Here is a 23,464-nt window from a genome sequence, read left to right on the forward strand (position 1 = left end):
AGAAAGCCGAAGAAGCCAAGAAAGCTGAAGAGGCTAAGAAAGCCGAAGAAGCCAAAAAAGCCGAAGAAGCCAAAAAAGCCGAAGAAGCTAAGAAAGCTGAAGAAGCCAAGAAAGCCGAAGAAGCTAAGAAAGCCAATGAGGCCAATTCAGGTCAAGGTTTTGGCGGTGAAGGCAAAGTAATGGGCAAGGCTTTGGATGGCGGTGTCTTGGTAGCGAAAAAGCGTGAAACCGGCGATTTGGAATATGCCAAAACCGAAGCTCCGACTGCTTCGGATAAAAACAGCGTCGTACTTGATAGTGTTGCCATTAATACCAAAGACGTTAAAGCAGGTGAGTTCACGTTGGGCGAAAGAAGTATGAACGGCGGTAAAGCCGATGCAGCACAATATGCGATACACAGCGGCGACCTGCTGCCTGATGTTCGTTATGGCGGTGTTGCCGATGTAACCAATCTGCGTGATTTCAAACAAGCTTTATTTGTACAAGGTGCGCCGTCTGGTAGCGAAACCGTTGCCGCTCTAAAGGGTGAAGCTACTTATAAAGGTATCGGTTTGCATTTTGCAAACGGATTGCCGGTCAATACCAGCTTGTTAAACGAGCTTCCTGATACAAGCTCTGCATCTAAATTGGAAAACCTGTATCCTGCCGCCAGAGCAACCGATGTTACCGCAAAAGTCAATTTCGACCAAAAAACCATCAATGTCGGCATCAACCGCTATTCCGATCAAACGTTTGGCGGTGGTAGCGGTGGCGACAGGATTGCAGGTGTCGTCAAATCCAATGCGCGCGATATGGCAGAAAACCTGTCCTTCGATGGCGATTTGCACGGAAACACCTTCTCCAACAAGCAAGGTACGATGCAAGGCGGATTCTTTGGAGCGAAGGCAGACCAACTTGCCGGTACATATAGTGCGGCAGGTAAAAACCAACGTAATGAAGACGTAGTGGCGCGCGGTGTGTTCGGTGCAAAACGCCAAGATGCAGCAGCTCAAGCAGGCGGACAGCCTGATGCGCCGGTTGCCAAACCTGATGCGCCCGTAACCAAACCTAAAGATGATGCCGCCGCAGCCGAATTGAAAAAAGGTGAAACAGGCGAGCAATACGTCTTATCGAATATCGCGGACTTGACCAAAGTCATTATCAACGGTACGACAATCGCTTTGTCACCTGTTACCAACAAGCTCTATCGAACTGAATTGGGTTCGGACTACAAATCGTTTGTTGCTTCAGGCAATTTGAGCAATGTTGTCTTCGGTGCGGCAAAACTTGCCGATAATGCCTACTCCTTGTTTGTTCAGGGCGTAATGAGTGCCTCTCTACCGTCAGGGACAGCCAAGTATGCTGGCGATGTGTTGAATTTCCGTGCCCGCAACTTGGATAATAAGGAAAACTGGGTGGATGCCGCCAACACCTACCGTACCACCGGTTCATTTACCGCCGATGTTAACTTCGATACTAAAACCATCGCAGGTAAAATCAATAGTGGTGACAGATGGTTCATGAATGAACGAGCCTTTACTGCAGATATTACAGGCAGCAGCTTTAACGGTAAATGGACTTCTTCAGATGAACAAGGCTCTGTAACTGGCGGATTCTACGGTGACAAAGCTGCCGAAATGGCCGGGCGATACAGTTATCATGACAAAAAAGATGAAAGGAACAATGCCTTCGGTGTATTCGGCGGTAAAAAACAATAACCGTCTGTTTAAGCTGAAAACAAACCGCCTGAAAGGGCGGTTTGTTTTTGAGTGGGTAGGATTTTCAGACGACCTTTTACGGTAACAACAATCCGGAGAGTAATCTACCCGCTAAAAGGTCGTCTGAAAACCTTGAATCTTATTTTCAGATAATCTTTCGTTTAATAATTTAGATTGCCATTCGGAAGACTGGGAATCCTCCCTTTTTAGACCGCGTTTCAAGTGGTTTTGATAGGCGGTAACATAGTCTGCCTTGGGTAGTCCTACGAGGACGCCGATATGGGCTGCAGCGGATTTTGCCAAAGGTTCGAGCGTGTAGCCGCCTTCCAGTACGGAGACGATTTTGCCTGGGCAGCTTGATGCGGCTTGGATGATTTTGTGGGTCAACCAGGCGAAATCGGCTTCGTGCAGGTTCAGACGACCTGTTTCGTCTTGTTTGTGTCCGTCGAAACCTGCGGACAGTAAGACCAGTTCGGGTTTGAATGCGGTCAGTTTGTGCAACCATTGCTCGCGTACGGTGGTACGAAAGACGCGGCTGCCGGTGTTGGACGCGAAAGGCAGGTGCAACATATTGGCGCCGTTGGCGGAATGATTGGTTTCGGGAAATGGGAAGAGGTCGGTTTCAAAAAGGTTCATAAACAGGACGCGCGGGTCGTCTTTGAAGATTTCCGCTGTGCCGTCGCCGTAATGGACATCGAAGTCGATGACGGCGATGCGTTGGAGTCGATATTCGGCGATGGCGTGCATGACGCCTGCGGCGACGTTGTTTAATAGGCAGAAGCCGCCTGCCTTATCGCTGTGCGCGTGGTGTCCGGGTGGGCGGATGGCGCAAAAGGCGTGCCATGCTTTCTTATTCATCACCATATCTACCGCCTGAACGACAGCCCCTGCGGCGTAACGGGCGGCTTTGAGCGAACCATGGCTCATGACGGTATCGTCGTCGATGCGGTAGATTTTGTCCGGTTGGGGCTGGCAGGCTTCGAGCGAGCGCAGGTATTTGCGCGGATGAACCAAGGCGAGGCGGGCATCGTTGATTTCTTCGGCTTCGGCAGTTTGAAGATGTCGCCAAATATCCTGACGTTTGAGCTCCGCCTCGATAACGGCAGTGCGTTCGGGCGAGTCGGGGTGACCTGTGCCGGGTTGGTGTTGCGCAAAAACGGGATGAGAAATCCAGACCGTACGCGCATTTTTACCCAAGAGGCGGCGTAGGCGCGTACGCAGTCGTCGAATGAGTTTTTTCATGAGGAAAAGGGCGCGGGGCTTGTCGTTGGTAGGAAGGAATCAGGTTTTAAATGTCGTTGAAAATTCATTTTCAGACGACCTGACATGATAAATATGGTTAATAAATAGGGAAAGGCTTGGAAATTTTTCAGACGACCTTTAGAATAGCTTAATTTTGCGGCTGTACCAATGCTTTTTTCTGCCGCAAGCGGTGTTTTACTTAATTTTAATCTCTTAGAAAACGGACAAATTATGAATCAAACTGTGGCCCAATTTGCCCCTTTAGTGCTGATTATGGTGGTGTTCTACTTCCTGATCATGCGTCCTCAACAAAAGAAATTCAAAGCACACCAAGCCATGCTTGCTGCTTTGAAAGTCGGCGATAAGGTTGTTTTGGCAGCAGGTTTCAAAGGCCGCGTTACCAAAGTCGGCGAACAGTTTTTCACTGTGGACATCGGTCAAGGTGCAAAAATCGAAGTCGAAGTGGAACGTAACGCGATTGCCGCCAAAGCCGAGTAATCCGTATTTTTGCCAAGAGCCGCCTCGGAAAGCTGAGCGCGGCTGTTTGTCTTCATAATAAATCGAAGGTTTACCATGAACCGTTATCCTTTATGGAAATACCTGCTGATTGCGTGCACGATTTTGGTTGCCGTAGTGTATTCGCTGCCCAACCTTTTCGGTGAAACGCCCGCAGTGCAGGTATCAACCAACCGACAAGCCATCATCATTAACGAGCAGACCCAGTCTAAAGTCGATGCCGCGCTGAAACAGGCAGGTATTCAGACTGACGGGATGTTTGTTGCAAACAACTCGCTGAAAGTGCGTTTCAAAGATACAGAAACCCAGCTTAAAGCCCGCGACGTTATCGAAAACACTTTGGGCGATGGCTATATCACCGCGCTTAACCTGTTGGCGGACAGCCCCGAATGGATGGCCAAAATCGGTGCCAACCCGATGTTTTTGGGCTTGGACTTGCGCGGCGGCGTGCATTTCACCATGCAAGTGGATATGAAAGCCGCGATGCAGAAAACGTTTGAACGTTATTCGGGCGACATCCGCCGCGAGATGCGCCGCGAAAAAATCCGTACCGGCACCATCCGTCAAATTGAAAACGGTCTGATTGTCCCGATGCAGGACGCCGCCGACGTACAAAAAGCCATGCCTAAGCTGCGTCAGCTTTTCCCTGAGGCAAATTTGAATGCCGACGGCAATAACATCACGCTGACATTATCCGAAGAAGCGATTAACAAAGTACGCTCCGATGCGGTGAAACAAAACATCACCACTTTGCATAATCGCGTCAATGAGTTGGGCGTGGCTGAGCCTGTCATCCAGCAATCCGGCCTCGACCGTATCGTCGTACAGTTGCCGGGTGTACAAGATACAGCCAAAGCAAAAGACATTATCGGCCGTACCGCGACTTTGGAAGTACGCATGGTGGAAGACGACCCTGTCAAAGTGCGCGAAGCTTTGGAAGGTAATGTTCCGAGCGGTTTCGAGCTGTTGTCCAGTGGTGGCGATCATCCTGAAACCTTGCTGATTAACAAACAGGTTGAATTGACCGGTGACAATATCAATGACGCGCAACCCAGTTTCGACCAAATGGGTGCGCCTGCCGTCAGTCTGAGCTTGGATAGCGCAGGTGGCAGTATTTTCGGCGAATTGACTGCTGCTAACGTCGGCAAACGCATGGCGATGGTGTTGATCGACCAAGGCAAATCCGAAGTGGTTACCGCACCGGTTATCCGTTCCGCTATTACCGGTGGACGCGTGGAAATTTCCGGCAGCATGACGCAGGCGGAAGCCAATGATACTTCCTTGTTGCTGCGTGCCGGTTCTCTCGCCGCACCGATGCAAATCGTGGAAGAGCGCACCATCGGTCCGTCTTTGGGTAAAGAAAACATTGAAAAAGGTTTCCATTCGACCTTATGGGGCTTTACCGCCGTTGCTTTGTTCATGGTGGTTTACTACCGCCTGATGGGTTTCTTCTCGACCATCGCCCTGAGTACCAACATCTTGTTCTTAGTCGGTATTTTGTCTGCCATGCAGGCAACGCTGACGCTGCCCGGTATTGCCGCATTGGCGTTGACGCTGGGTATGGCGATTGACTCCAACGTATTGATTAACGAACGTATCCGCGAAGAGTTGCGCGAAGGCGTGCCGCCGCAACAGGCAATCAACCTCGGTTTCCAACACGCATGGGCAACCATCGTCGACTCCAACCTGACCTCGCTGATTGCCGGTATCGCCCTCTTGGTATTCGGTTCCGGTCCGGTCCGCGGTTTTGCCGTCGTACACTGTCTGGGTATCCTGACTTCGATGTACTCATCCGTCGTCGTCTTCCGCGCCTTAGTGAATCTTTGGTACGGACGCCGCCGCAAATTGCAGAACATTTCCATCGGCGCAGTATGGAAACCCAAAGCCGAAACAGCGGCTGGCAAGGAGTAAGACATGGAACTCTTTAAAATCAAACGCGACATCCCGTTTATGAGCTACGGCAAACTGACGACCTTTATTTCGTTGGTAACCTTCATTGCCGCCGTATTCTTCCTCATTACCAAAGGTTTGAACTTCTCCGTCGAATTTACCGGCGGTACCGTGATGGAAGTGCAATATCAGCAGGGCGTGGACGTCAACAAAACCCGTGAAAAACTCGATACCCTGAAAATGGGTGATGTCCAAGTTCAGGCGTTGGGTACGAACAAACACATCATGATCCGCCTGCCCAACAAAGAAGGCGTAACTTCCGCGCAGCTTTCCAATCAGGTTATGGAATTGCTGAAAAAAGAGCAGCCTGACGTTACCCTGCGCCAAGTCGAATTTATCGGCCCGCAGGTCGGCGAAGAGCTGGTGACCAACGGTCTGATGGCATTGGGCTTTGTCGTAGCAGGTATCATCGTTTACCTGTCGATGCGCTTTGAATGGCGTTTCGCCGTATCCGCCATCATCGCGAATATGCACGACATCGTGATTATTTTGGGCTGCTTCGCCTTCTTCCAATGGGAATTTTCACTGACCGTGTTGGCGGGTATCCTCGCTGTATTGGGTTATTCCGTAAACGAATCCGTCGTCGTCTTCGACCGTATCCGTGAGAACTTCCGCAAACCGAGTATGCGCGGACATACCGTTCCGCAAGTCATCGACAATGCGATTACCGCCACCATGAGCCGTACCATCATCACCCACGGCTCGACCGAGGCAATGGTCGTTTCCATGCTGGTGTTCGGCGGCGCAGCGTTACACGGTTTCTCAATGGCATTGACCATCGGTATCGTGTTCGGTATTTACTCTTCAGTCTTGGTAGCCAGCCCGCTCTTGCTGATGTTCGGCCTGAGCCGCGAAAATATCGCGAAGGAAGTGAAGAAAAAAGAAGAAGTCGTGGTCTGATGGCTATGATTGCGATGTGAAGGGGTCGTCTGAAAACTTGGCAACAGGTTTTCAGACGACCTTTTTGTTTTGGGCAGTTGATTTGATAGTTGTGATGCGAATATGGCGGTATTGTTTTGACTGTATGGAAAGGAACACACTTTTCTTGTTCCAGATAGAGCAAGGGAAAAATTGGCTTAAAGGGAAGGATTCTTTGAAAGTAATCGACTGTATAAGACGGACACTTCTATGCCGCTCTTGGTAATGAATTACACAAAATGCAAAAAAGTCGTCTGAAAATTTTCAGACGACCTCAGATTAATTTCTACGGTTAGAGTTAGAAATTAACGTTTTGCTTTTGCGGCAGGTTTTTTAGGAGCCGGTTTGCCTGCTTTGGCAGGGGAGTTGGCAACGGAGCAGTATTTGGCAACGATTTGATCAACGACTTCTTCTTTGCCGTTAACGGTCGTTTTACCGCGTACGGTCAGCATATTGCCGTCCACTTTGTCGATATTGCCCAAATTGGCACGACCTGCCACCCATGCGACGTTTCCGCCCCAGAAGGCATTAATATCGTCGCTGGAGCCGACGACGCGGAACAGGTTGGGGGTCAGTTCGTTTTTGTATTTCACTTGTGCTACAACAGGCTCGTTGCCTTTGAAGCCGTACATAACGCTCAATGGGTCTTGACCGTTTTGACCGCAGCGGTAGTGTACCTCTTTGGTGCTGTCGATAGCGTCCACTTTCACGGTTTGAGGAGTGAAAGGTTGGTTTTGTTGCGCTGCTTGTTGCGGAGCAGGAGCAGGTTGCGCAGCAGGTTTTTCTTTGGAAGAGCTGGAACATGCGGACAGCGCGGCAGCGGCAATAACGGCAGAAATCAGTAACTTGGTATTTTTATTCATCGGTTTACTCCATATGAATTATTGATAAAAGCGGTGTTAAACGTTAGCACAATAGCAGAGATAACATGCTTTGTCTTTGGTTTAGACAAATCTTTAATAAAAGCATCAAACGGAAAAGTAAATTTACTTTTGAAAGGACATCTAAATATTTTACCCTTATATAGTTGCGGGTTTTGCTATTTCGATCAATATAAAACGGCAAGGTCGAAAAATCGGCGACGTAATGTTTCAGCAGTTTGCGCTTTTCTCCTATGAAGAGAATAATGACCTTCATCCATCATCTATACACACGAGGGCAGGCATGAATTCTTTTGCATCATTGTTAAACCATCCCGATATTTCTTTTCTTCCGATTCCAGACAGTATCAAAGTCGATAATCCGGCAACGGGCGAGACTTTGGCGTTTGTCCGCACAACCCGTTCAGACGACCTCAAACTACTGATTCAAAAGGCGGAGGACGCACAAAAAATATGGGCGGCAAAAACTGCGTTGGAGCGCGCCGATGTGTTGTGGCGTTGGTATTTTCTGATGAAGGAAAACAAAGAAGAACTGGCGCGCATCATGACGATGGAACAGGGCAAAAGCCTGACCGAGGCGCGCGGCGAAATCGATTATGCAGCTTCGTTTGTACGCTGGTTTGCCGAAGAAGCGCGGCGGATTGACGGCGATGTATTGACGAGTGTGAAAGCGTCGCAAAAACTGGTCGTGTTGAAACAGCCCGTCGGCGTTACCGCTGCGATTACGCCGTGGAACTTCCCGTCCGCGATGATTGCGCGCAAGGCCGCGCCTGCTTTGGCGGTGGGCTGCGCGATGATAGTCAAGCCCGCGTCGCTCACGCCCCTGAGCGCGTATGCGCTGGCCTTGCTGGCTTACGAAGCGGGCGTGCCGCAGGATTTGCTTCCCGTCGTCAGTGGTCGCGCTTCGGAAATCAGCCATGAATTTGCCACGAACCCGACCGTGCGCAAAATCAGCTTCACCGGTTCGACCGAAGTCGGCGCGAAAATTTTTGCCGACAGCGCGGCGGACATTAAAAAACTCAGTTTGGAACTGGGCGGCAACGCGCCGTTTATCGTGTTTGACGATGCCGATTTGAACAAAGCCGTCGAAGGTGCGCTCGCCAGCAAGTTCCGCAACAGCGGTCAAACCTGCGTCTGCACCAACCGCGTGTACGCTCAATCCGGCATTTACGACGAATTTTGCCGCAAATTAAGTGAAAAAGTAGCCGCGCTCAAATTGGGCAACGGCTTGGATGAAGGCGTGAACCAAGGGCCGCTGATTGAGGAAAAAGCGGTGGAGAAAGTCGAGCAGCACATCGCCGACGCGCTCTCCAAAGGCGCGGTCTGTCTGACCGGCGGCAAACGCAGCGCATTGGGCGGAACGTTTTTCGAACCGACTGTCTTAAGCGGCGTAACGGCGCAAATGGCGGTGGCGCGCGAAGAAACCTTCGGGCCGTTGTGTCCTGTGTTCCGCTTTGAAACCGAAGCCGAAGTCATCGAGGCTGCGAACAATACGGAATACGGTTTGGCGGCCTACCTCTTCACCTCCGACACCGCCCGCCAATGGCGCGTCGGCGAAGCCTTGGAATACGGCATGGTCGGCATCAATACCGGCTTAATCAGCAATGAAGCGGCACCGTTCGGCGGCGTGAAACGCAGCGGGCTGGGACGCGAAGGCAGCAAATACGGTGCGGACGAATATTTGGAATTGAAATATTTGTGTATCGATGTGGCGTATTGAGTTTGCTACTAGAAGCAACAGGTCGTCTGAAAAACAAATTTCATTGAAACCTTGTTTTCAGACGACCTTTTTCATATAGTGGATTAACAAAAATCAGGACAAGGCGACGAAGCCGCAGACAGTACAGATATAGTGGATTAAAATTGCAATGATACGGCGTTGCCAACGCCCTTATGTACTACCCGTACACGGCGGACGTTGCCGCCTTGTCTCATTTTTATTTTAATCCACTATAGTACGGAACCGATTCACTTGGTGCCTCAGCACCTTAGAGAATCGTTCTCTTTGAGCTAAAGCGAGGCAACGCCGTACCGATTTAAAGTTAATCCACTATACTATCCCGCCAGCCACAGCGATACCGTATAAATCACCAGTCCGACCAGTCCGCCGACGAGCGTGCCGTTGATGCGGATATATTGCAAATCCTTGCCCACACTCAATTCCAGTTTTTCCACCATCAGGCGGCTGTCCCAGCCTTTGACCTTGTCCGCGACGAACAAAGCGGCCTTATCTTTATAACGCATCACAAAATCCCGAACCAAAAGCGAAATCCGCACATCCGCCCGACGCATAAATTGCGGGTATGCTTGGGCTTGCGAACGCATATGATGCAGCAGCTTTTCCAGTTGCGCTTGGCACAAAGAGTCTTGTTTTTCCACATCTTCCCGCGCCCAGTCCAAAATGCCGCGCCATAAGGTCATGATTTGACGTTGCAGTGCGGGCGATTGCGTGAGCTGTTTTTTGAATTTGTCCAAGCGGCGGTGCCACAGGTGCGATGCGGTCAGGCGTTCGGTCAGTTCGTCGTATTGCACCAAGAATTGTCGGCGCAGCGCGTTGTCCTGCTTGTCCGCAGTTGCCAAATAGCCGTCTATCCATGCCAACGCTTTTTCTGCCGCCCAATCATCGACTTTCTCCACCAAGGTCGATTTCACCGCCGCTTTAAGCTTGTCCCAAGTTCCGGGATTGTCGCCTTCGATTTTCGCCGCCCATTCGCGCAGGTTCTGCTCCAGCATTTCACGGGTTTCCGGCGTTTTCAGCCAACGCCGAATCTGACGGAGCAGGCTTTCAAACGCTTTTTCGTGCATCCCTTGCGCTTTCAGCAGCCGCAAACCGTCGACAAGCGCGTTGCCGATTTGTCCGCCGCTGTAACGTTCTTCCAGCAGCATCGCCGTGAAACGCGCCATCTGTTCCGGTTTGGCGATGGCGAGCAGGGTCGGAATCTGCTTGGAAAGCCACGGCAGCCAGTGCGATTTCACGTCTTCGCCGTCCAGCCATTTCAATAATTTATCGCTGGGCTGTGCTTGGTAAATGCGCATGGCGATGGGTTTGCCCTGCAAAAAATTGTGTTCGATAAACCGTCCCAATTCATCGCCGATACGCGCCTGATTACGCGGCAAAATCGCGGTATGGGGAATCGGCAGGCCGAGGGGTCGTCTGAAAAGCGCGGTTACGGCAAACCAGTCCGCCAGCGCACCCACCATCGCTGCTTCGGCAAACGCTTTGACAAATCCCAACCAAGGATATTGGCGCACATAAACGGCGGAGGCTGCAAACAGCCCGCACGCGGCGAGCAGCAAGCCCGTCGCCCAACGCCTGCTTTTTGCCAATTTTTTGCGCGCCTCATTTAAGCGGACTTGTTCCGAAAGGGTGTGCATTTCTATTCCTGTCTTTTTTGTCTTTAGAGGGTTGCGAATAGATTGATTATTTTTTAATCAGCTAAAAATATTCAATAGGTTTCAAAATATTATCCAAGTTTTCCACAGAATGCACACATCAATCCGAATGCGGGTTGTGAGCAATATTTTGTATTGCCTGTTTTTTAATCATGATATTTTTATTTTGGAAAATCAAAAGGAAAGGAGAGTTGTTCACAAGCTGTTCACATGATTCTGCGGTATGGCTGTGTACAGGTTTTCAGACGACCTTTATGCCGTCCAGCCTGAAACCGAAACCCAAAGCCGCCACAAGGCCCAAGCCGCCACCGTCAACCCTGCCAACAGGCGGATACTGCGTTTTTGCAAAAGCGTTTTCAACTGCGCTGCAAAGATGCCCATCGCCAAAAGGTTGGGCAGCGTGCCGAGCGAAAAAGCCAACATATATAAAGCACCGTGAACCGCGCTGCCGCTGCCCAAGGCGTAAAGCGACGCGCTGTAAACCAGGCCGCACGGCAGCCAGCCCCAGAGCATCCCCACGCCGAAACAGGCTGGGACGGAACGGATGGGCAAAAGCTTGTTTAAAAAAGGATTCAGCCGCTTCCATATCGGTTTGCCGATGCGTTCGATACGCGTTGCCGCCGTCGAAATCCCCGCCAGATAAAGCCCTAAAAGCAACAACAGAATGTTTGCCGCGATATACAGGCCCTGCTGCAACACACGGGTGTCATCCAAAGAAATCCCTGCCTGCCCGATCAGTCCGACTAGGAAGCCGATGAGGACATAGCTGCTTACACGTCCTAAGTTCAACAGGACAATCAATCCGAAACGGTTGAGGTTGGGCGGAAGCTGCAAGGCAAATGCGCTGCTTAACCCGCCGCACATACCGACGCAGTGGCCGCCGCCGAAAAAACCGAGCAGAAACAGAGTGAGGAAGGTAAGGTTTTCGTCCATATCAGATATATTTGAAATTGTTATCAGGCTGTTTCGTATTGTATCAACAACGGAGGAATGAGGATAAGAAAGGATGGAATAGGGGCGGATTATTGCGAATCCGTTTGGAAAGGTCGTCTGAAAATCGCTTTGTCTTGATTGGAGGCATCGGATTTTCAGACGACCTTTAGACTGCCCGATATTTATAAAGCTTTATTTTGAGGAAAATAATTTGATTTCATTTGAAAACAAAATGTTAAACAATTCGAATATTTCTGAACAGGATACCGAAGAAGCAAGCAAATGTTTGCATATTATCGAGATTCGGTTAAAATTATCGAAAACTATATAAATAATAATCAAAATCATTAAATATTATTCAATCTGTTTTCGGTAAAACCTTTCCGAGGTCGTCTGAACATTTTCAGACGACGCTGTCTGACATTCCGCCACACAAGGAATCCGTTATGAAGTCAGTCAAAGTCAACACCCTTGCCGCCTGCATTGCCGCCATCGGTTTTTCTCCCATCATTTATGCGGCCGATAATACGCCGACCGTCATTCTCGATACCGTTACCGTCAAAGGCACGCGCAATAAAGACGAAATCGGTAAAAACCGGGTTTATACCCGCGAAATCGTCAATCTTTACAAAGGCAAAAACGAAGTCGAAACCTTCAAGGGCAACACCGTATCCGACCTTTTGAGCGGTATGTCCGGCGTGTACAGCGGCGACGCGCGCAACAGCGGTGCGCTGGACCCAAATATACGCGGCGTACAGGGACAGGGACGGATTCCCGTTACCATCGACGGCACTGAGCAGGCGATTACCGTCTGGCGCGGCTACGCGGGTGCAAACAACCGCAACTACGTCGATCCCAACATCATCAGCAGCGTTTCCATCGAAAAAGGCCCCTCGTTCAGCCGCGATATGAAAAGCGGCATAGGCGGCTCCGTCGCCCTGAAAACCATAGATGCCGACGATATTGTCCCCGAAGGGCAGAAATACGGATTTGAAGTGAAGGCGGAGGCTTCCAACAATTCCATCAAGCGGCGTGAGAATGCTTATGAACATTCAGTCGATTATCGAACCTTGCCTGTTCCCGCAGTAGCGACGGGCGGTATTTGGCGTTCATTTTTTGACGATACCGACCGAATCGACCAGCGTTTCAACGGACGCAATAAATTTGGGGAAGATAAAGCCTACCGCATTGCCGCTGCCACCAAGCAGGACAATTTCGATGCCATGCTCGCCTATGCCTACCGCAGTAAAGGCAATTATTTTTCCGGCAAAAAAGGGGCGGAACGCTACGGCTATATCGGTCCTTGGACACAAGAAACTTTAGACGAATTAAAACGTCGTCAAGAAGAAGCCGCTGCCAAGGGCGAGAAATTTTACGGCAGTGAAAACATGCTGGGCGCACCTGATATTTCAAAAATCGGGCTTTTCTACCATCCGGGTGGAGAAGTCAGCAATACCTCACTCGAAACCAAATCATGGGTAGGTAAAACCACCTTCCGTCTGCCGAACCGCCAAACGCTCAAATTCGGCCTGCGCCATACTGATTCCACGTTCGGCGAAATCATGCCTTCGCGTATTATCGGCCCCATCAGTTGGGACGCTTCCGTCCTCAATAAAATTGCCGAATGGCCGCTGGCTTGGGTCAAGCAGCGTTCCTACAATATCGACTATTCGTGGAAGCCTGAGGGCAGCCGTTGGATAGATTTCGATGCCACACTTTGGACGACGCGCACCAAATCCAAAACCAATACCGCAGGCGGCTCGCCCGGCGATACCGTTTATGAGGACAACAAATTTCAAATAGCATGGGACGAATACGACAGATGGCAGAAATACACTCCCGCAGAGCGGCAGGAATTGCTGGATGCAGGCTTTGAAACCCCCAAACCGCCCAAACCTGAAACGCCCAATACCAACGGCAGGTTCAACACCATCGAAGGCAACGCCTATTACGCCCGTAACAACCGGACAGGCTTTCAATTTTCCAACCGTATGAAATTGAGCGACAAACTGTCGTTGACCTTGATGGGCGATTTTCAAAACGAAAAACTGACATCGCGCAATGATTTTTCAGACGAGCTGGAGCGGGGAGGATACGACAAATATCGGGAAGAACTCGAAAACAGCACCATCAGGGCAAATTATGAATTGAACCAATACGGTGTACCTCGAAACGGCAAGCGGCGAGAATACAATCTGGGCTTCAATTTCCGCTACGAACCCTTCCGCTGGCTGACTTTGACGGCAGGCGGGCGATATACCAATTTCCAACTTCAGGATAAAAGCAGACGTTTGGAAAGCGGCACGAATAAGACCGGCGATCCGTTAGAAATGAACAGGGGGATAAAATATTCGATCGGCAGGGTTGCCACGCCGCAAGAATACGCGGATTACAAGGCAATTGACGATGCTTTGGCAAATGGCAGTCTTGATTATGCTTTATATATGGCGGACGAATATTCAGAACAAAGAAAAAAACATAAACAAATTAGCCTGACTTCGTTTCAAGTCAATTCGCAATATATTCCGACTTTGACAGATGATCGCGAAACATGGGTCAATCCTAATGAAAAGGTGGATTTCTATTGGTTGAAAGACGATAAAGGTCGTCTGAATATGCAGGATCATCCCCTTACCAATGGCAGCATTCCTGATTTGCACACCAAAGTTGCCAATCCTGTATATGACCCGTCTATTCCAGACAGTCCGCAATTTGTACCTAAATACTACGCAGCCAGTGCAAGTGTTTACACAACGCCAATGACCGAAGCCGAAAGACAGAGGGCAATGAAGCAGAAGGGCAGCGGTTGGGTACCCGCATTTTCTGCCACTGTCAATTTTACTGATTACAGCCGCGCCTATTTGCGCTATACCGAAACCCTGCGCTACCCCAGCATTTTTGAAGGGACTTACGGCTTTTCTACCGCCGCCGGCTCATTCAACCGCATGGGCTATGGCTGGCGGCCCGAACACGCCAAAAACTGGGAAGTGGGCTATATTCATGATTTAACGGGGCTGTTACCGAAAATGAAAAAAGCGGATTTCCGCGTCAATTACTTCCATAACAAGACCGAAAACGTTATCGATAGGGACAGCAATCTCGAATTCGAACAATTCGACAGACAAATCCGCAGTGGTGTCGAGCTGTCCACCCGCTTCGATACCGGACGCGTCTTCGGCAGCCTGAACGTATTCCGCAGCCTGGAAAACAAAATGTGCGACGAAAATTTCACTTGGACATCCGCAACAGAGGGCATGGTTGATTCAAGCTATTTTGTGAAAAACGGTAAGACTATGAATCGTCCTGTCTGCAACCACGGCGGCTTGACCGATTCGGGCTATCTGGCAAGCGCGCTTCAACCTCGTTGGTCGATTGATGCCGAATTGGGCAGCCGTTTCCTTGCCAACAAACTGGAAACAGGCGTGCGCCTCCATTACCACAGCCGCGTCTATGAAAACCGCAACGATGCTTGGCAGCCATTCTACGATGTGCGCAATAAATATCTGAATGACAATATGAAGCCCCCGCATAACGATATGCGCTGGCAGCCTGTCGCCGTATGGGATGCCTACCTGCGCTACAAAATCGGCAAAAACCTGACTGCCGAACTGGTGGGCAGTAATCTGACCAACCGCTACTACCTCGACCCGATGAGCCGCTCCTATCTGCCCGCACCGGGTAGAACCATCAGGATAGGGATTACAGGCAAGTTCTAAAGTAATTTCAAATTAGGATTTCCCCGTATTTCGATATTGGGAAGAGGATATTCAGGGGCTTTGTCATCAAAGCAGAATACAAGTTTTAAGCACTCGAGGTCGTCTGAAAACGAATTTTCAGACGACCTCGAGGGTTTCTGTTGCATAAGCTGTCAGCTAAGGAGTCGGTTTTGTAAGAGTGCTATTTTTATCCTGAATACACGTTATAATACGAACCTTATTCCCAACCCGATTTGAGATTCTGTTTTCAGACGACCTTTAAGATAAAAGGTCGTCTGAAAACGTTTGTCCCGTCCATACGCATCCGCCGAACTATGATTCCATCCGATTTCATTGACGAGCTTCTGGCCAAAGTCGATATTGTCGATATTATCGACGAGCAGGTTCCGCTGAAGAAGGGCGGGGCGAACTATATGGCTTGTTGTCCGTTCCATAAGGAAAAGACGCCGTCGTTTTCAGTCAGTCCGACCAAGCAGTTTTATCATTGTTTCAGTTGCGGGGCGCATGGTTCGGCGATTGGTTTTGTGATGGAACATCAGGGGCTGTCGTTTCCGGAGGCGGTGCAGTTTCTGGCTGACCGTGTGGGCATGGCTGTGCCTAAAGTGCGCGGGCAGAACGATAATCCTGAAGTCCGTGCCGAACGTAAGAAGAAACAGCAGACGCTGGAGGAAACGACGGCTGCGGCGGCTGATTTTTATGCGCAACAGTTGAAATTCAATCCGGCGGCGAAAGCTTATTTGGACAAGCGCGGCTTGAGCGCGGAAGTCATCGCGCATTATGGTTTGGGCTACGCACCCGACGGCTGGCAGCCTTTGGCGCAAGTGTTCCAGCCGTACCCGAATACTGCGTTGGTGGATACGGGTATGGTGATTGACAATGAGGGGCGGCATTATGACCGATTCCGTCATCGGATTATGTTCCCCATCCGCAATCCGCGCGGGCAGGTAATCGGTTTCGGCGGCAGGGTGTTGGACGACTCGAAGCCGAAATATTTGAATTCGCCCGATACTCCTCTGTTTGATAAGGGGAAAAACCTTTACGGATTGTATGAAGGTCGTGCTGCGGTCAAAGACGCAGGGCGGATTTTGGTGGTCGAAGGCTATATGGACGTGGTCGCACTGGCGCAGTTCGGCGTGGGCTACGGCGTAGCGGCTTTGGGCACGGCGACGACGGCGGAACACGTCAAAATCCTGATGCGGCAGGCGGACAGTATTTATTTCTGTTTCGACGGCGACAGCGCGGGACGGAAGGCGGCTTGGCGCGCGCTGGAAAATGCGTTGCCGCAGTTGAAAGACGACAAATCGCTGCATTTTTTGTTCTTACCCGAAGAACACGACCCCGACAGCTACATCCGCGCCTATGGAAAAGCGCAATTTGAAGATGCGCTGTTGAATCAAAGCAAGCCGCTGTCGGAATATTTCTGGGAACATCTTTCAGACGACCTCAATCTCAATACGCAGGAAGGTAAGGCGGAATTGGTGAAAACCAGTTCGCCGCTTTTGGCGCAAATTACCGCGCCGGCATTGGCTTATCTGTTGAAACAACGGCTTAGCGAGCTGGTCGGCATCGATCCCGACAATCTCGCCCAACTGCTGGGGCAGGAAGCGCCGAAGCGGCACGTCAAACAAAAAAGCTACAAACTGCCTCCGATTTCCGTCAAACAGCCGGTCATGCTGACGCTGGTGCAACGGCAAATCCGCAGCCTCTTGATAAATCCGGATTGGGCTGCATATATAGACCTGCCCGATTATTTGGCATTGGACGGCGATTTCGCCTGCCTTGCCAATCTTGCCGAAACCATTAAAAGCCATGCCGCCGTACCTGCTACCGCGCAGGTTTTAGAGTATATGCGCGGTTCTCCTTACGAAGAAACCGTGAACCAAATCTTCCAATCGACACTCTATTCTGAAGAAATGGAAGGCGGAGGCGAAGAAGACCGCGAGAACTTCCAAATCGGCATGAAGAAACTCCTTAACGAGTTGAAATACCAACAAATCGAAACCCTCAAGCAGAAAAGCCTGCAATCGGGTTTGAATGAAAATGAAAAAAAACTCTTGCTGTCGCTTTTGACGGCAAAGCAAAATTGAACGAACGGCAATCCCAGCCGAATCCAGCAACCTTCAGATCGTCAGAAAAGCATTGTCCCAAGCTGCGAATATGATCCCGCAGAACACCCGTTCCAAAGAGCTTTCAGACGACCTCAGAGTGATAACTTAACAGATTGACTTTAAATCGGTTTTCACTCTGTTCCGCCTTCAGGTGCATCATGCAAACCGTCGGCACACCATCAGATCAAGAAAGTAATCCATGTCTAAAGACCAAAATCACGAAGACTATCAAGAACAGGACGACAACCGTCCGCTGACCCTCGAAGAGCAGCGCGCCCGCCTGCGCCAGCTCATCATTATGGGTAAGGAACGCGGCTACATCACTTATTCCGAAATCAACGACGCATTGCCCGACGATATGTCCGATGCGGATCAAATCGACAACATCGTCAGCATGATTTCCGGCTTGGGCATCCAAGTGACCGAGCAGGCGCCTGATGCGGAAGACATTTTGTTGAGCGACAACGCCGCCGCCGTAACCGACGACGATGCCGTTGCCGAAGCCGAAGCCGCCTTGTCCAGCGCGGACTCCGAGTTCGGCAGAACCACCGATCCCGTGCGTATGTATATGCGCGAAATGGGGCAGGTTGACCTGCTGACCCGCGAAGACGAAATCATCATCGCCAAAAAAATCGAAAACGCCCTGAAAAACATGGTGCAGGCGATTTCCGCCTGTCCGGGTTCTATCGCTGAAATCCTCGAGCTGATCGAGCAAGTCCGCAAGGATGAAATCCGCGTGGACGAAGTGGTCGAAGCCATCATTGACCCGAACGAAGTGTTGCTTAACGAATTGGGCTTGGGACACTTGGAAAGCGCGTCAAATGATGACGATTCCGGCAGCAGCGACGAAGATGAAGAGGATGAAGACGAAGATGACGACGATTCCGGCAGCGATGCCGAAGCCATGTCCGCCGCCCATCTTGCCGAATTGAAGCAAAAAGTGCTGGATCATTTCGCCTTCATCGAAAGCGAATACGGCAAGATGATCAAAAAGCTGGAAAAACACGACAGCCGCCACCCCGATTATCTGGCACACCGCGACGCCATCGCCAACAAGCTCTTGGAAGTCCGCTTCGCCACCCGCCAAATCGAAAGCCTCAGCGGCAACCTGCGCAGCCGTGTCGAAAACATCCGCAAGCTTGAACGCGAGATCCGCGACATCTGTCTTGACCGCGTCCATATGGAACGCGACTACTTCATCCAAAACTTCCTGCCCGAGATCACCAATCTGAAATGGGTGGAAGAGGAAGTCGCCAAAGGCAGAGTCTGGAGCGACGCACTCGACCGCTTCCGCCACGCCATCCTCGAAAAACAAACCGAGTTGGCGAACATGGAAAAAGAAACCCGTATTTCCATCGAAGAGCTGAAAGACATCAACAAAAACATGGTGTCGAGCGAAAAAGAAACCGCAGCCGCCAAGCAGGAAATGATTCAGGCAAACTTGCGTCTGGTGATTTCCATCGCCAAAAAATACACCAACCGCGGTTTGCAGTTCCTTGATTTGATTCAGGAAGGCAATATCGGCTTGATGAAAGCGGTCGATAAATTCGAATACCGCCGTGGCTACAAATTCTCCACCTACGCAACATGGTGGATCCGTCAGGCGATTACCCGCTCGATTGCCGACCAAGCGCGCACCATCCGTATTCCGGTGCACATGATCGAAACCATCAACAAGATGAACCGCATCTCCCGCCAGTATCTGCAAGAAACCGGCGAAGAGCCCGATTCCGCCAAACTTGCCGAGTTGATGGAAATGCCGGAAGACAAAATCCGCAAAATCATGAAAATCGCCAAAGAGCCTATTTCGATGGAAACCCCGATCGGCGACGACGACGATTCGCACTTGGGCGACTTCATCGAGGATGCCAACAACGTTGCTCCTGCAGACGCGGCGATGTACACCAGCCTGCACGAAGTCACCAAAGAAATCCTCGAAAGCCTGACCCCGCGCGAAGCCAAAGTCCTGCGTATGCGCTTCGGTATCGACATGAATACCGACCACACGCTCGAAGAAGTCGGCAAACAGTTTGACGTAACCCGCGAACGTATCCGTCAAATCGAAGCCAAAGCCCTGCGCAAACTGCGTCATCCGACCCGCAGCGACCGCCTCAGAAGCTTCCTCGACAGCGAAGACAGCAAACTGTAAAACAGCAAACCGCAGGTTTTATCCCTGCGGTTTTTTATGGGTATGAGGTCGTCTGAAATAGTGATTGTACGTTTTCAGACGACCTTTTGTGTTCATTACACTATGTTTGTTTAAAATCAGTAGCGCGGGCTTTGCCCGCGAATAATAGGGAAAGTTTCAGCAGTTTTTTACTTATTATCTTCAGCTCTTTTACTCATCATCTTGGTGGGCAAAGCCCACGCTACGACTTTAACAGCAAACCGCAGGTTTCATACCTGCGGTTTTTTATATGCCAGAGGTCGTCTGAAATAGTGATTGTACGTTTTCAGACGACCTGTTTTGTGTTCATTACACTATGTACACTATGTTTGTTTAAAACCCGTAGCGTGGGCTTTGCCTGTGAATAATAGAGAAAGTTTTAGCAGTTTTTTTGCTCATAAATCCTCGTGGGTAAAGCCCACGCTACAAGACGATATCATTCTTGAATCGGCTGGCAATCAAAACATGGTTGCAAAAAAAGGTCGTCTGAAAAACCGATTTCCCTGTTTTTCAGACGACCTTTCATTTGTTTTGACTCTTCAGCCCAATTCTTTCAATTTTCGGCTCAAAATGCCGTGTATTTCCAGCGCCGTTTCGTAGCGGTCTTCTTTGGCAGGAACCGGCTCCAGAAAATGCAGCTCCACCTTGCTGGAAGGCTGGCTGATGATCATGCAGATGGATTGCCACAGGCTGGTATCGCCCACATAAGCCGCCTGAAGGTTCGGACTGGTGCCGTCGGGATTGGGGTAGCGGCAGAGCATGGGGATAATGGAAACGCCTGCATCGTAGGCAGTTTGGAAAAAGCTGGGCTTGAACGGGAGGATTTCATAACCTTCCGTACTCGTCCCTTCCGGGAAAATGGTTACGGTATCGCCGTTTTTGAGGGCTTCGGTTACCGTGGCGATTTTAGCGGTATTGCCTTTGGTGCCCTTATTGCGTGAAACGTAAACGGTCTGCGCCTGCGTGGCGAGATAGCCGACTACCGGCCATTTGGCGACATCGTCTTTCGCCACAAACCGACCCGGAAATGCGCCGTTGACTGCCATGATGTCTAACCAAGAGATATGGTTGCTGATTAACAACTGCGCCTGCCCTTCCTGAGGCAGCGTGCCGAAGGTTTCCAGCTTCATGCCGCATGAAGCGAGGACGCGCAGCGACCAGATTTGGATGGCGCGCAGTTTGCGCCGTTTGCTGTAAAAGGGAAACAGGAAGAACATTTCCGCCATACCGTAAAGCAGGCAGATGCCGATGCAGAGTAGGCGGAAGGTAAAACGTAGTTTGGCAATCATAAGGTTGTGGTGTGTGCAATCTTGGTATAGAGTGAAACCGCTAAAAATCAATTATTTGCTGATTTCACAATAGTTGAGGTCGTCTGAAAAGGTTTTCAGACGACCTTTTGGTCTTTATGGTTTAGGGGCAAAACGTTGGAGGTAACGGTCTGCCAAGCGGGTGATGTCCATCATGATGAGCACGTCGGCGCAGTTGAACGCTTCATCGACGCAAGGCTCGCCGCAGAACCATGCGCCCGCATTGAGGTAGCCTTTAATCAGCTGCGGGACGTCCGGTTTGTCCGACGGGGTAATTTCGTCCCACTTGAGCGGATTGAGCGGCTTGACGCACCATTTTTCAGGCGCGAGGTATTTGGATTTCAGGGCATGATACAGACCCGCCGCATCGCTGCCGCCGTCGTGCATATCAATGCTGCCGCAGCCTATCATGAAGCGCAGGTTTTCATCTTTCATGAATTTGACCAACCCCGACCACAAAAGCATGACCAAACCGCCGTTGCGGTAGTCGGGATGGGTGCAGGCGCGTCCGAGTTCGACGGTTTGCGGCAAGATGTCTTTCAAAGGGGACAAGTCAAATTCGTGTTCGCTATACCAGCCGCCGACTTTTTTAGCGGTTTCTTCGGTAATCAGGCGGTAGCAGCCGATGACTTCTCCGGTGGCGTCGTCGAATGCGAGGAGGTGGTGGCAATGTTCGTCGTAAGGATCGACATCGCGACCGTCGTCGCTTTCGATTTCCGCACCCAGCTCTTGGGCGAATACTTGATAACGCAAGCGTTGTGCTGCTTCAATTTCCGCCTGCGTTTCCGCAAGGCGCACGCTCAGACCGATTTTGGGGCCGGTTTGGTTGAAACGGCTGGAGGACATTTGACTTCCTGTCGGATGAAAAGAGTTGATTATAGCGGATATGGCAGAGGATTTATATTTCTACCCCTTTGGATGCCTTCATTTGCCGGTTGTCAGGTGGAAAGTGTTGGTAAAAGGTCGTCTGAAAACACCTTGGTGTAATTTATAAGATTGCCCAGTATGGCAAAAGCGACGTAACGGACCACTGATTTAAATCAATCATTAATTACATATAATTAATAATATTGTAATAATACTATACAATATAACTAATTCTAAATAATTAAATATAATTATTTGGGATTAGTTAGTATTGTTAAAAATTCAAAAATGGAGAATGAAAAAGATGAAACTAAACTTATCCGTCAAACCGCTGTGTTTGGTGTTATCCCTTGTTTTTGCAAATGTTTGTGTTGCAGAAGGTATTGCGACAGGAACGATGCACAAAAATGGTTCTGCTGCGTTGGGCAAAGACTCGAAGGCAGGGGAGAATGCGACTGCGTTGGGCGACAAAGCGGCTGCGGCGGGTTATAAGTCTGTTGCTGCCGGCTATGATTCAAACGCTTCGGGTTTGAGCGCGTCGGCATTTGGCAGTGAGGCTAAGGCGGAAGCATTGCGGACGGTTGCCGTCGGTTTCAGGGCGAATGCAAAAGGAACCAATGATATTGCCGTCGGCGGCGCATCGAAGGCTTCCGGCGGACAGTCGGTGGCGGTCGGTTTGATGTCGCAGGCAACAGGTTTGCGTTCTATCGCGGTCGGCGAAAGCGCGAAGGCTGCCGATATTGATGCGGTTGCGTTTGGACGCGGAAGCGAAGCCAATGCGCTCAGTTCCACCGCTGTCGGGGATAGGGCAAAAGCCAATGGTACGCAGGCGGTTGCGCTGGCATCTGCTGCCGAGGCAAACGGTTATCAAGCGGTTGCAGTCGGTACGCGCGCGGTTGCCGAGGAAACCAACAGCGTGGCATTGGGCGTAGAATCTTCGTCCACCGCGCTCAACGGTCTTGCCGCCGGTACGCGCGCACGGGTACGGAAATCCGGCGGAACGGCTTTGGGCGCAGGTGCTGCCGCATTTGAGGAAAAATCCGCTGCTTTGGGCTACAAAGCGGAAGCGCGTCAACAAAACTCCGTAGCGCTCGGTACGGACAGCGTTGCCGATACTGCGGCAGGCGTTGCAGGTCATGACTTTGCTACCGGCGCGGCAAGTACGGAAACAGGCAGAACATGGGTATCGACTTTAGGTGCGGTATCTGTCGGCAGCGAACAAAACAGCCGCCAGATTACTAATGTTGCTGCGGGTAAGGAGGATACGGACGCGGTCAACGTTGCCCAAGTGAAGAGCCTTGCCCGCCAAAGCCAAAGCAGCCTTGCCGCAGCCGAGAGCAATCACCAGACACAAATCGCCGCTTTGCGCAACGAGGCCAAAGTCCGTATGGATAAACTTGAAGAGCGCGCCGATTCAGGCTCCGCCGCTGCAATCGCGGTCGGCAGCCTCGGACAGGCATATCAGCCGGGACAAGGCGCGGTTTCCGTCGCAAGCGGTATCTGGCGCGGTAAAAGCGGTTACGCCGTAGGTATTTCCAAAGTATCCGCCAGCGGCAAATGGCTGGTTAAAGGCTCGGCAGTCGGCGCGGCGAAAGGCGGTGCGGGCGGCGGCGCCAGCGTAACCTACCTCTGGTAATCGTCGTTAGACGTATTGTCGAAAGGTCGTCTGAAAACATTCCGTTTCGTCGAAACCGTGTTTTTCAGACGACCTCGTTCTTGATAATTCCATATTTGTCCCAATTTTGTAGGAGTTATTAATTTTCGAAAGA

The 23,464-nt window shown here is 50.6% G+C and carries 15 protein-coding genes; 9 read left to right on the top strand and 6 right to left on the bottom strand.

The window, feature by feature from the left end:
• Window positions 1-1,697: transferrin-binding protein-like solute binding protein (locus HMPREF2954_RS04415; RefSeq protein ID WP_070689018.1), on the top strand; the 1,697-nt coding region annotated here is incomplete at its 5' end.
• Between the two features lie 111 nt (window positions 1,698-1,808).
• On the opposite strand, the gene HMPREF2954_RS04420 is transcribed toward HMPREF2954_RS04415, so the two are convergent.
• Window positions 1,809-2,939, bottom strand: coding sequence for a histone deacetylase family protein (locus HMPREF2954_RS04420; RefSeq protein ID WP_045075780.1), 1,131 nt, complete (start codon window positions 2,937-2,939; stop codon window positions 1,809-1,811).
• 231 nt (window positions 2,940-3,170) lie between these two features.
• Between HMPREF2954_RS04420 and yajC the strand changes: the two genes are divergently transcribed.
• The 3 genes from yajC (at window position 3,171) to secF (ending at window position 6,305) form a co-directional block, all read left to right on the top strand.
• Entirely contained in the window at window positions 3,171-3,437 is a 267-nt protein-coding gene (gene yajC, locus HMPREF2954_RS04425; protein WP_019270848.1) for a preprotein translocase subunit YajC, read from the top strand.
• A 75-nt stretch (window positions 3,438-3,512) separates the two neighbouring features.
• The gene (secD, locus tag HMPREF2954_RS04430) at window positions 3,513-5,366 is read left to right on the top strand and encodes a protein translocase subunit SecD (RefSeq protein WP_045075783.1); all 1,854 of its coding nucleotides are present in this window, start codon (window positions 3,513-3,515) and stop codon (window positions 5,364-5,366) included.
• Between the two features lie 3 nt (window positions 5,367-5,369).
• The gene (gene secF, locus HMPREF2954_RS04435; protein WP_003760872.1) at window positions 5,370-6,305 is read left to right on the top strand and encodes a protein translocase subunit SecF; all 936 of its coding nucleotides are present in this window, start codon (window positions 5,370-5,372) and stop codon (window positions 6,303-6,305) included.
• 323 nt (window positions 6,306-6,628) lie between these two features.
• Here the strand turns inward: secF and HMPREF2954_RS04440 are convergent, their stop codons facing one another.
• Entirely contained in the window at window positions 6,629-7,186 is a 558-nt protein-coding gene (locus HMPREF2954_RS04440) for a hypothetical protein (RefSeq protein ID WP_045075786.1), read from the bottom strand.
• 301 nt (window positions 7,187-7,487) lie between these two features.
• Here HMPREF2954_RS04440 and HMPREF2954_RS04450 point away from each other — a divergent pair, with 301 nt between their 5' ends.
• Complete coding sequence (locus HMPREF2954_RS04450; RefSeq protein ID WP_045075791.1) at window positions 7,488-8,924, top strand: NAD-dependent succinate-semialdehyde dehydrogenase; 1,437 nt, start codon at window positions 7,488-7,490, stop codon at window positions 8,922-8,924.
• Window positions 8,925-9,259: 335 nt separating this feature from the next.
• Here the strand turns inward: HMPREF2954_RS04450 and HMPREF2954_RS04455 are convergent, their stop codons facing one another.
• Together HMPREF2954_RS04455 and HMPREF2954_RS04460 are read right to left on the bottom strand one after the other, a co-directional pair.
• Entirely contained in the window at window positions 9,260-10,579 is a 1,320-nt protein-coding gene (locus HMPREF2954_RS04455; protein WP_045074716.1) for a DUF445 domain-containing protein, read from the bottom strand.
• 270 nt (window positions 10,580-10,849) lie between these two features.
• Entirely contained in the window at window positions 10,850-11,530 is a 681-nt protein-coding gene (locus tag HMPREF2954_RS04460; protein WP_045074718.1) for a sulfite exporter TauE/SafE family protein, read from the bottom strand.
• 446 nt (window positions 11,531-11,976) lie between these two features.
• Between HMPREF2954_RS04460 and HMPREF2954_RS04465 the strand changes: the two genes are divergently transcribed.
• The 3 genes from HMPREF2954_RS04465 (at window position 11,977) to rpoD (ending at window position 19,503) form a co-directional block, all read left to right on the top strand.
• Window positions 11,977-15,246 carry a TonB-dependent receptor domain-containing protein gene (locus HMPREF2954_RS04465; RefSeq protein WP_070689019.1) on the top strand — a complete coding sequence of 1,090 codons (3,270 nt, stop codon included), beginning with the start codon at window positions 11,977-11,979 and terminating at the stop codon, window positions 15,244-15,246.
• 314 nt (window positions 15,247-15,560) lie between these two features.
• A complete protein-coding gene (gene dnaG, locus HMPREF2954_RS04470) occupies window positions 15,561-17,333 on the top strand; it encodes a DNA primase (protein ID WP_045074723.1) in 1,773 nt (590 codons plus the stop codon).
• 220 nt (window positions 17,334-17,553) lie between these two features.
• The gene (gene rpoD / locus HMPREF2954_RS04475; RefSeq protein ID WP_045074725.1) at window positions 17,554-19,503 is read left to right on the top strand and encodes an RNA polymerase sigma factor RpoD; all 1,950 of its coding nucleotides are present in this window, start codon (window positions 17,554-17,556) and stop codon (window positions 19,501-19,503) included.
• A gap of 557 nt (window positions 19,504-20,060) precedes the next feature.
• Here the strand turns inward: rpoD and HMPREF2954_RS04480 are convergent.
• Together HMPREF2954_RS04480 and HMPREF2954_RS04485 are read right to left on the bottom strand one after the other, a co-directional pair.
• Window positions 20,061-20,810, bottom strand: a complete 750-nt coding sequence (locus tag HMPREF2954_RS04480) for a lysophospholipid acyltransferase family protein (protein WP_045074727.1) — start codon at window positions 20,808-20,810, stop codon at window positions 20,061-20,063.
• A 114-nt stretch (window positions 20,811-20,924) separates the two neighbouring features.
• Window positions 20,925-21,674 (bottom strand): GNAT family N-acetyltransferase, encoded by a 750-nt coding sequence (locus HMPREF2954_RS04485; RefSeq protein WP_045074730.1) that lies wholly within the window; start codon window positions 21,672-21,674, stop codon window positions 20,925-20,927.
• Between the two features lie 325 nt (window positions 21,675-21,999).
• Between HMPREF2954_RS04485 and HMPREF2954_RS04490 the strand changes: the two genes are divergently transcribed.
• The gene (locus HMPREF2954_RS04490) at window positions 22,000-23,331 is read left to right on the top strand and encodes a YadA-like family protein (protein ID WP_045074823.1); all 1,332 of its coding nucleotides are present in this window, start codon (window positions 22,000-22,002) and stop codon (window positions 23,329-23,331) included.
• The last annotated feature ends 133 nt before the right edge of the window (window positions 23,332-23,464 follow it).

The sequence above is a fragment of the Neisseria sp. HMSC067H09 genome, assembly GCF_001814135.1.
In the GTDB taxonomy this organism is placed as follows: Bacteria; Pseudomonadota; Gammaproteobacteria; order Burkholderiales; family Neisseriaceae; genus Neisseria.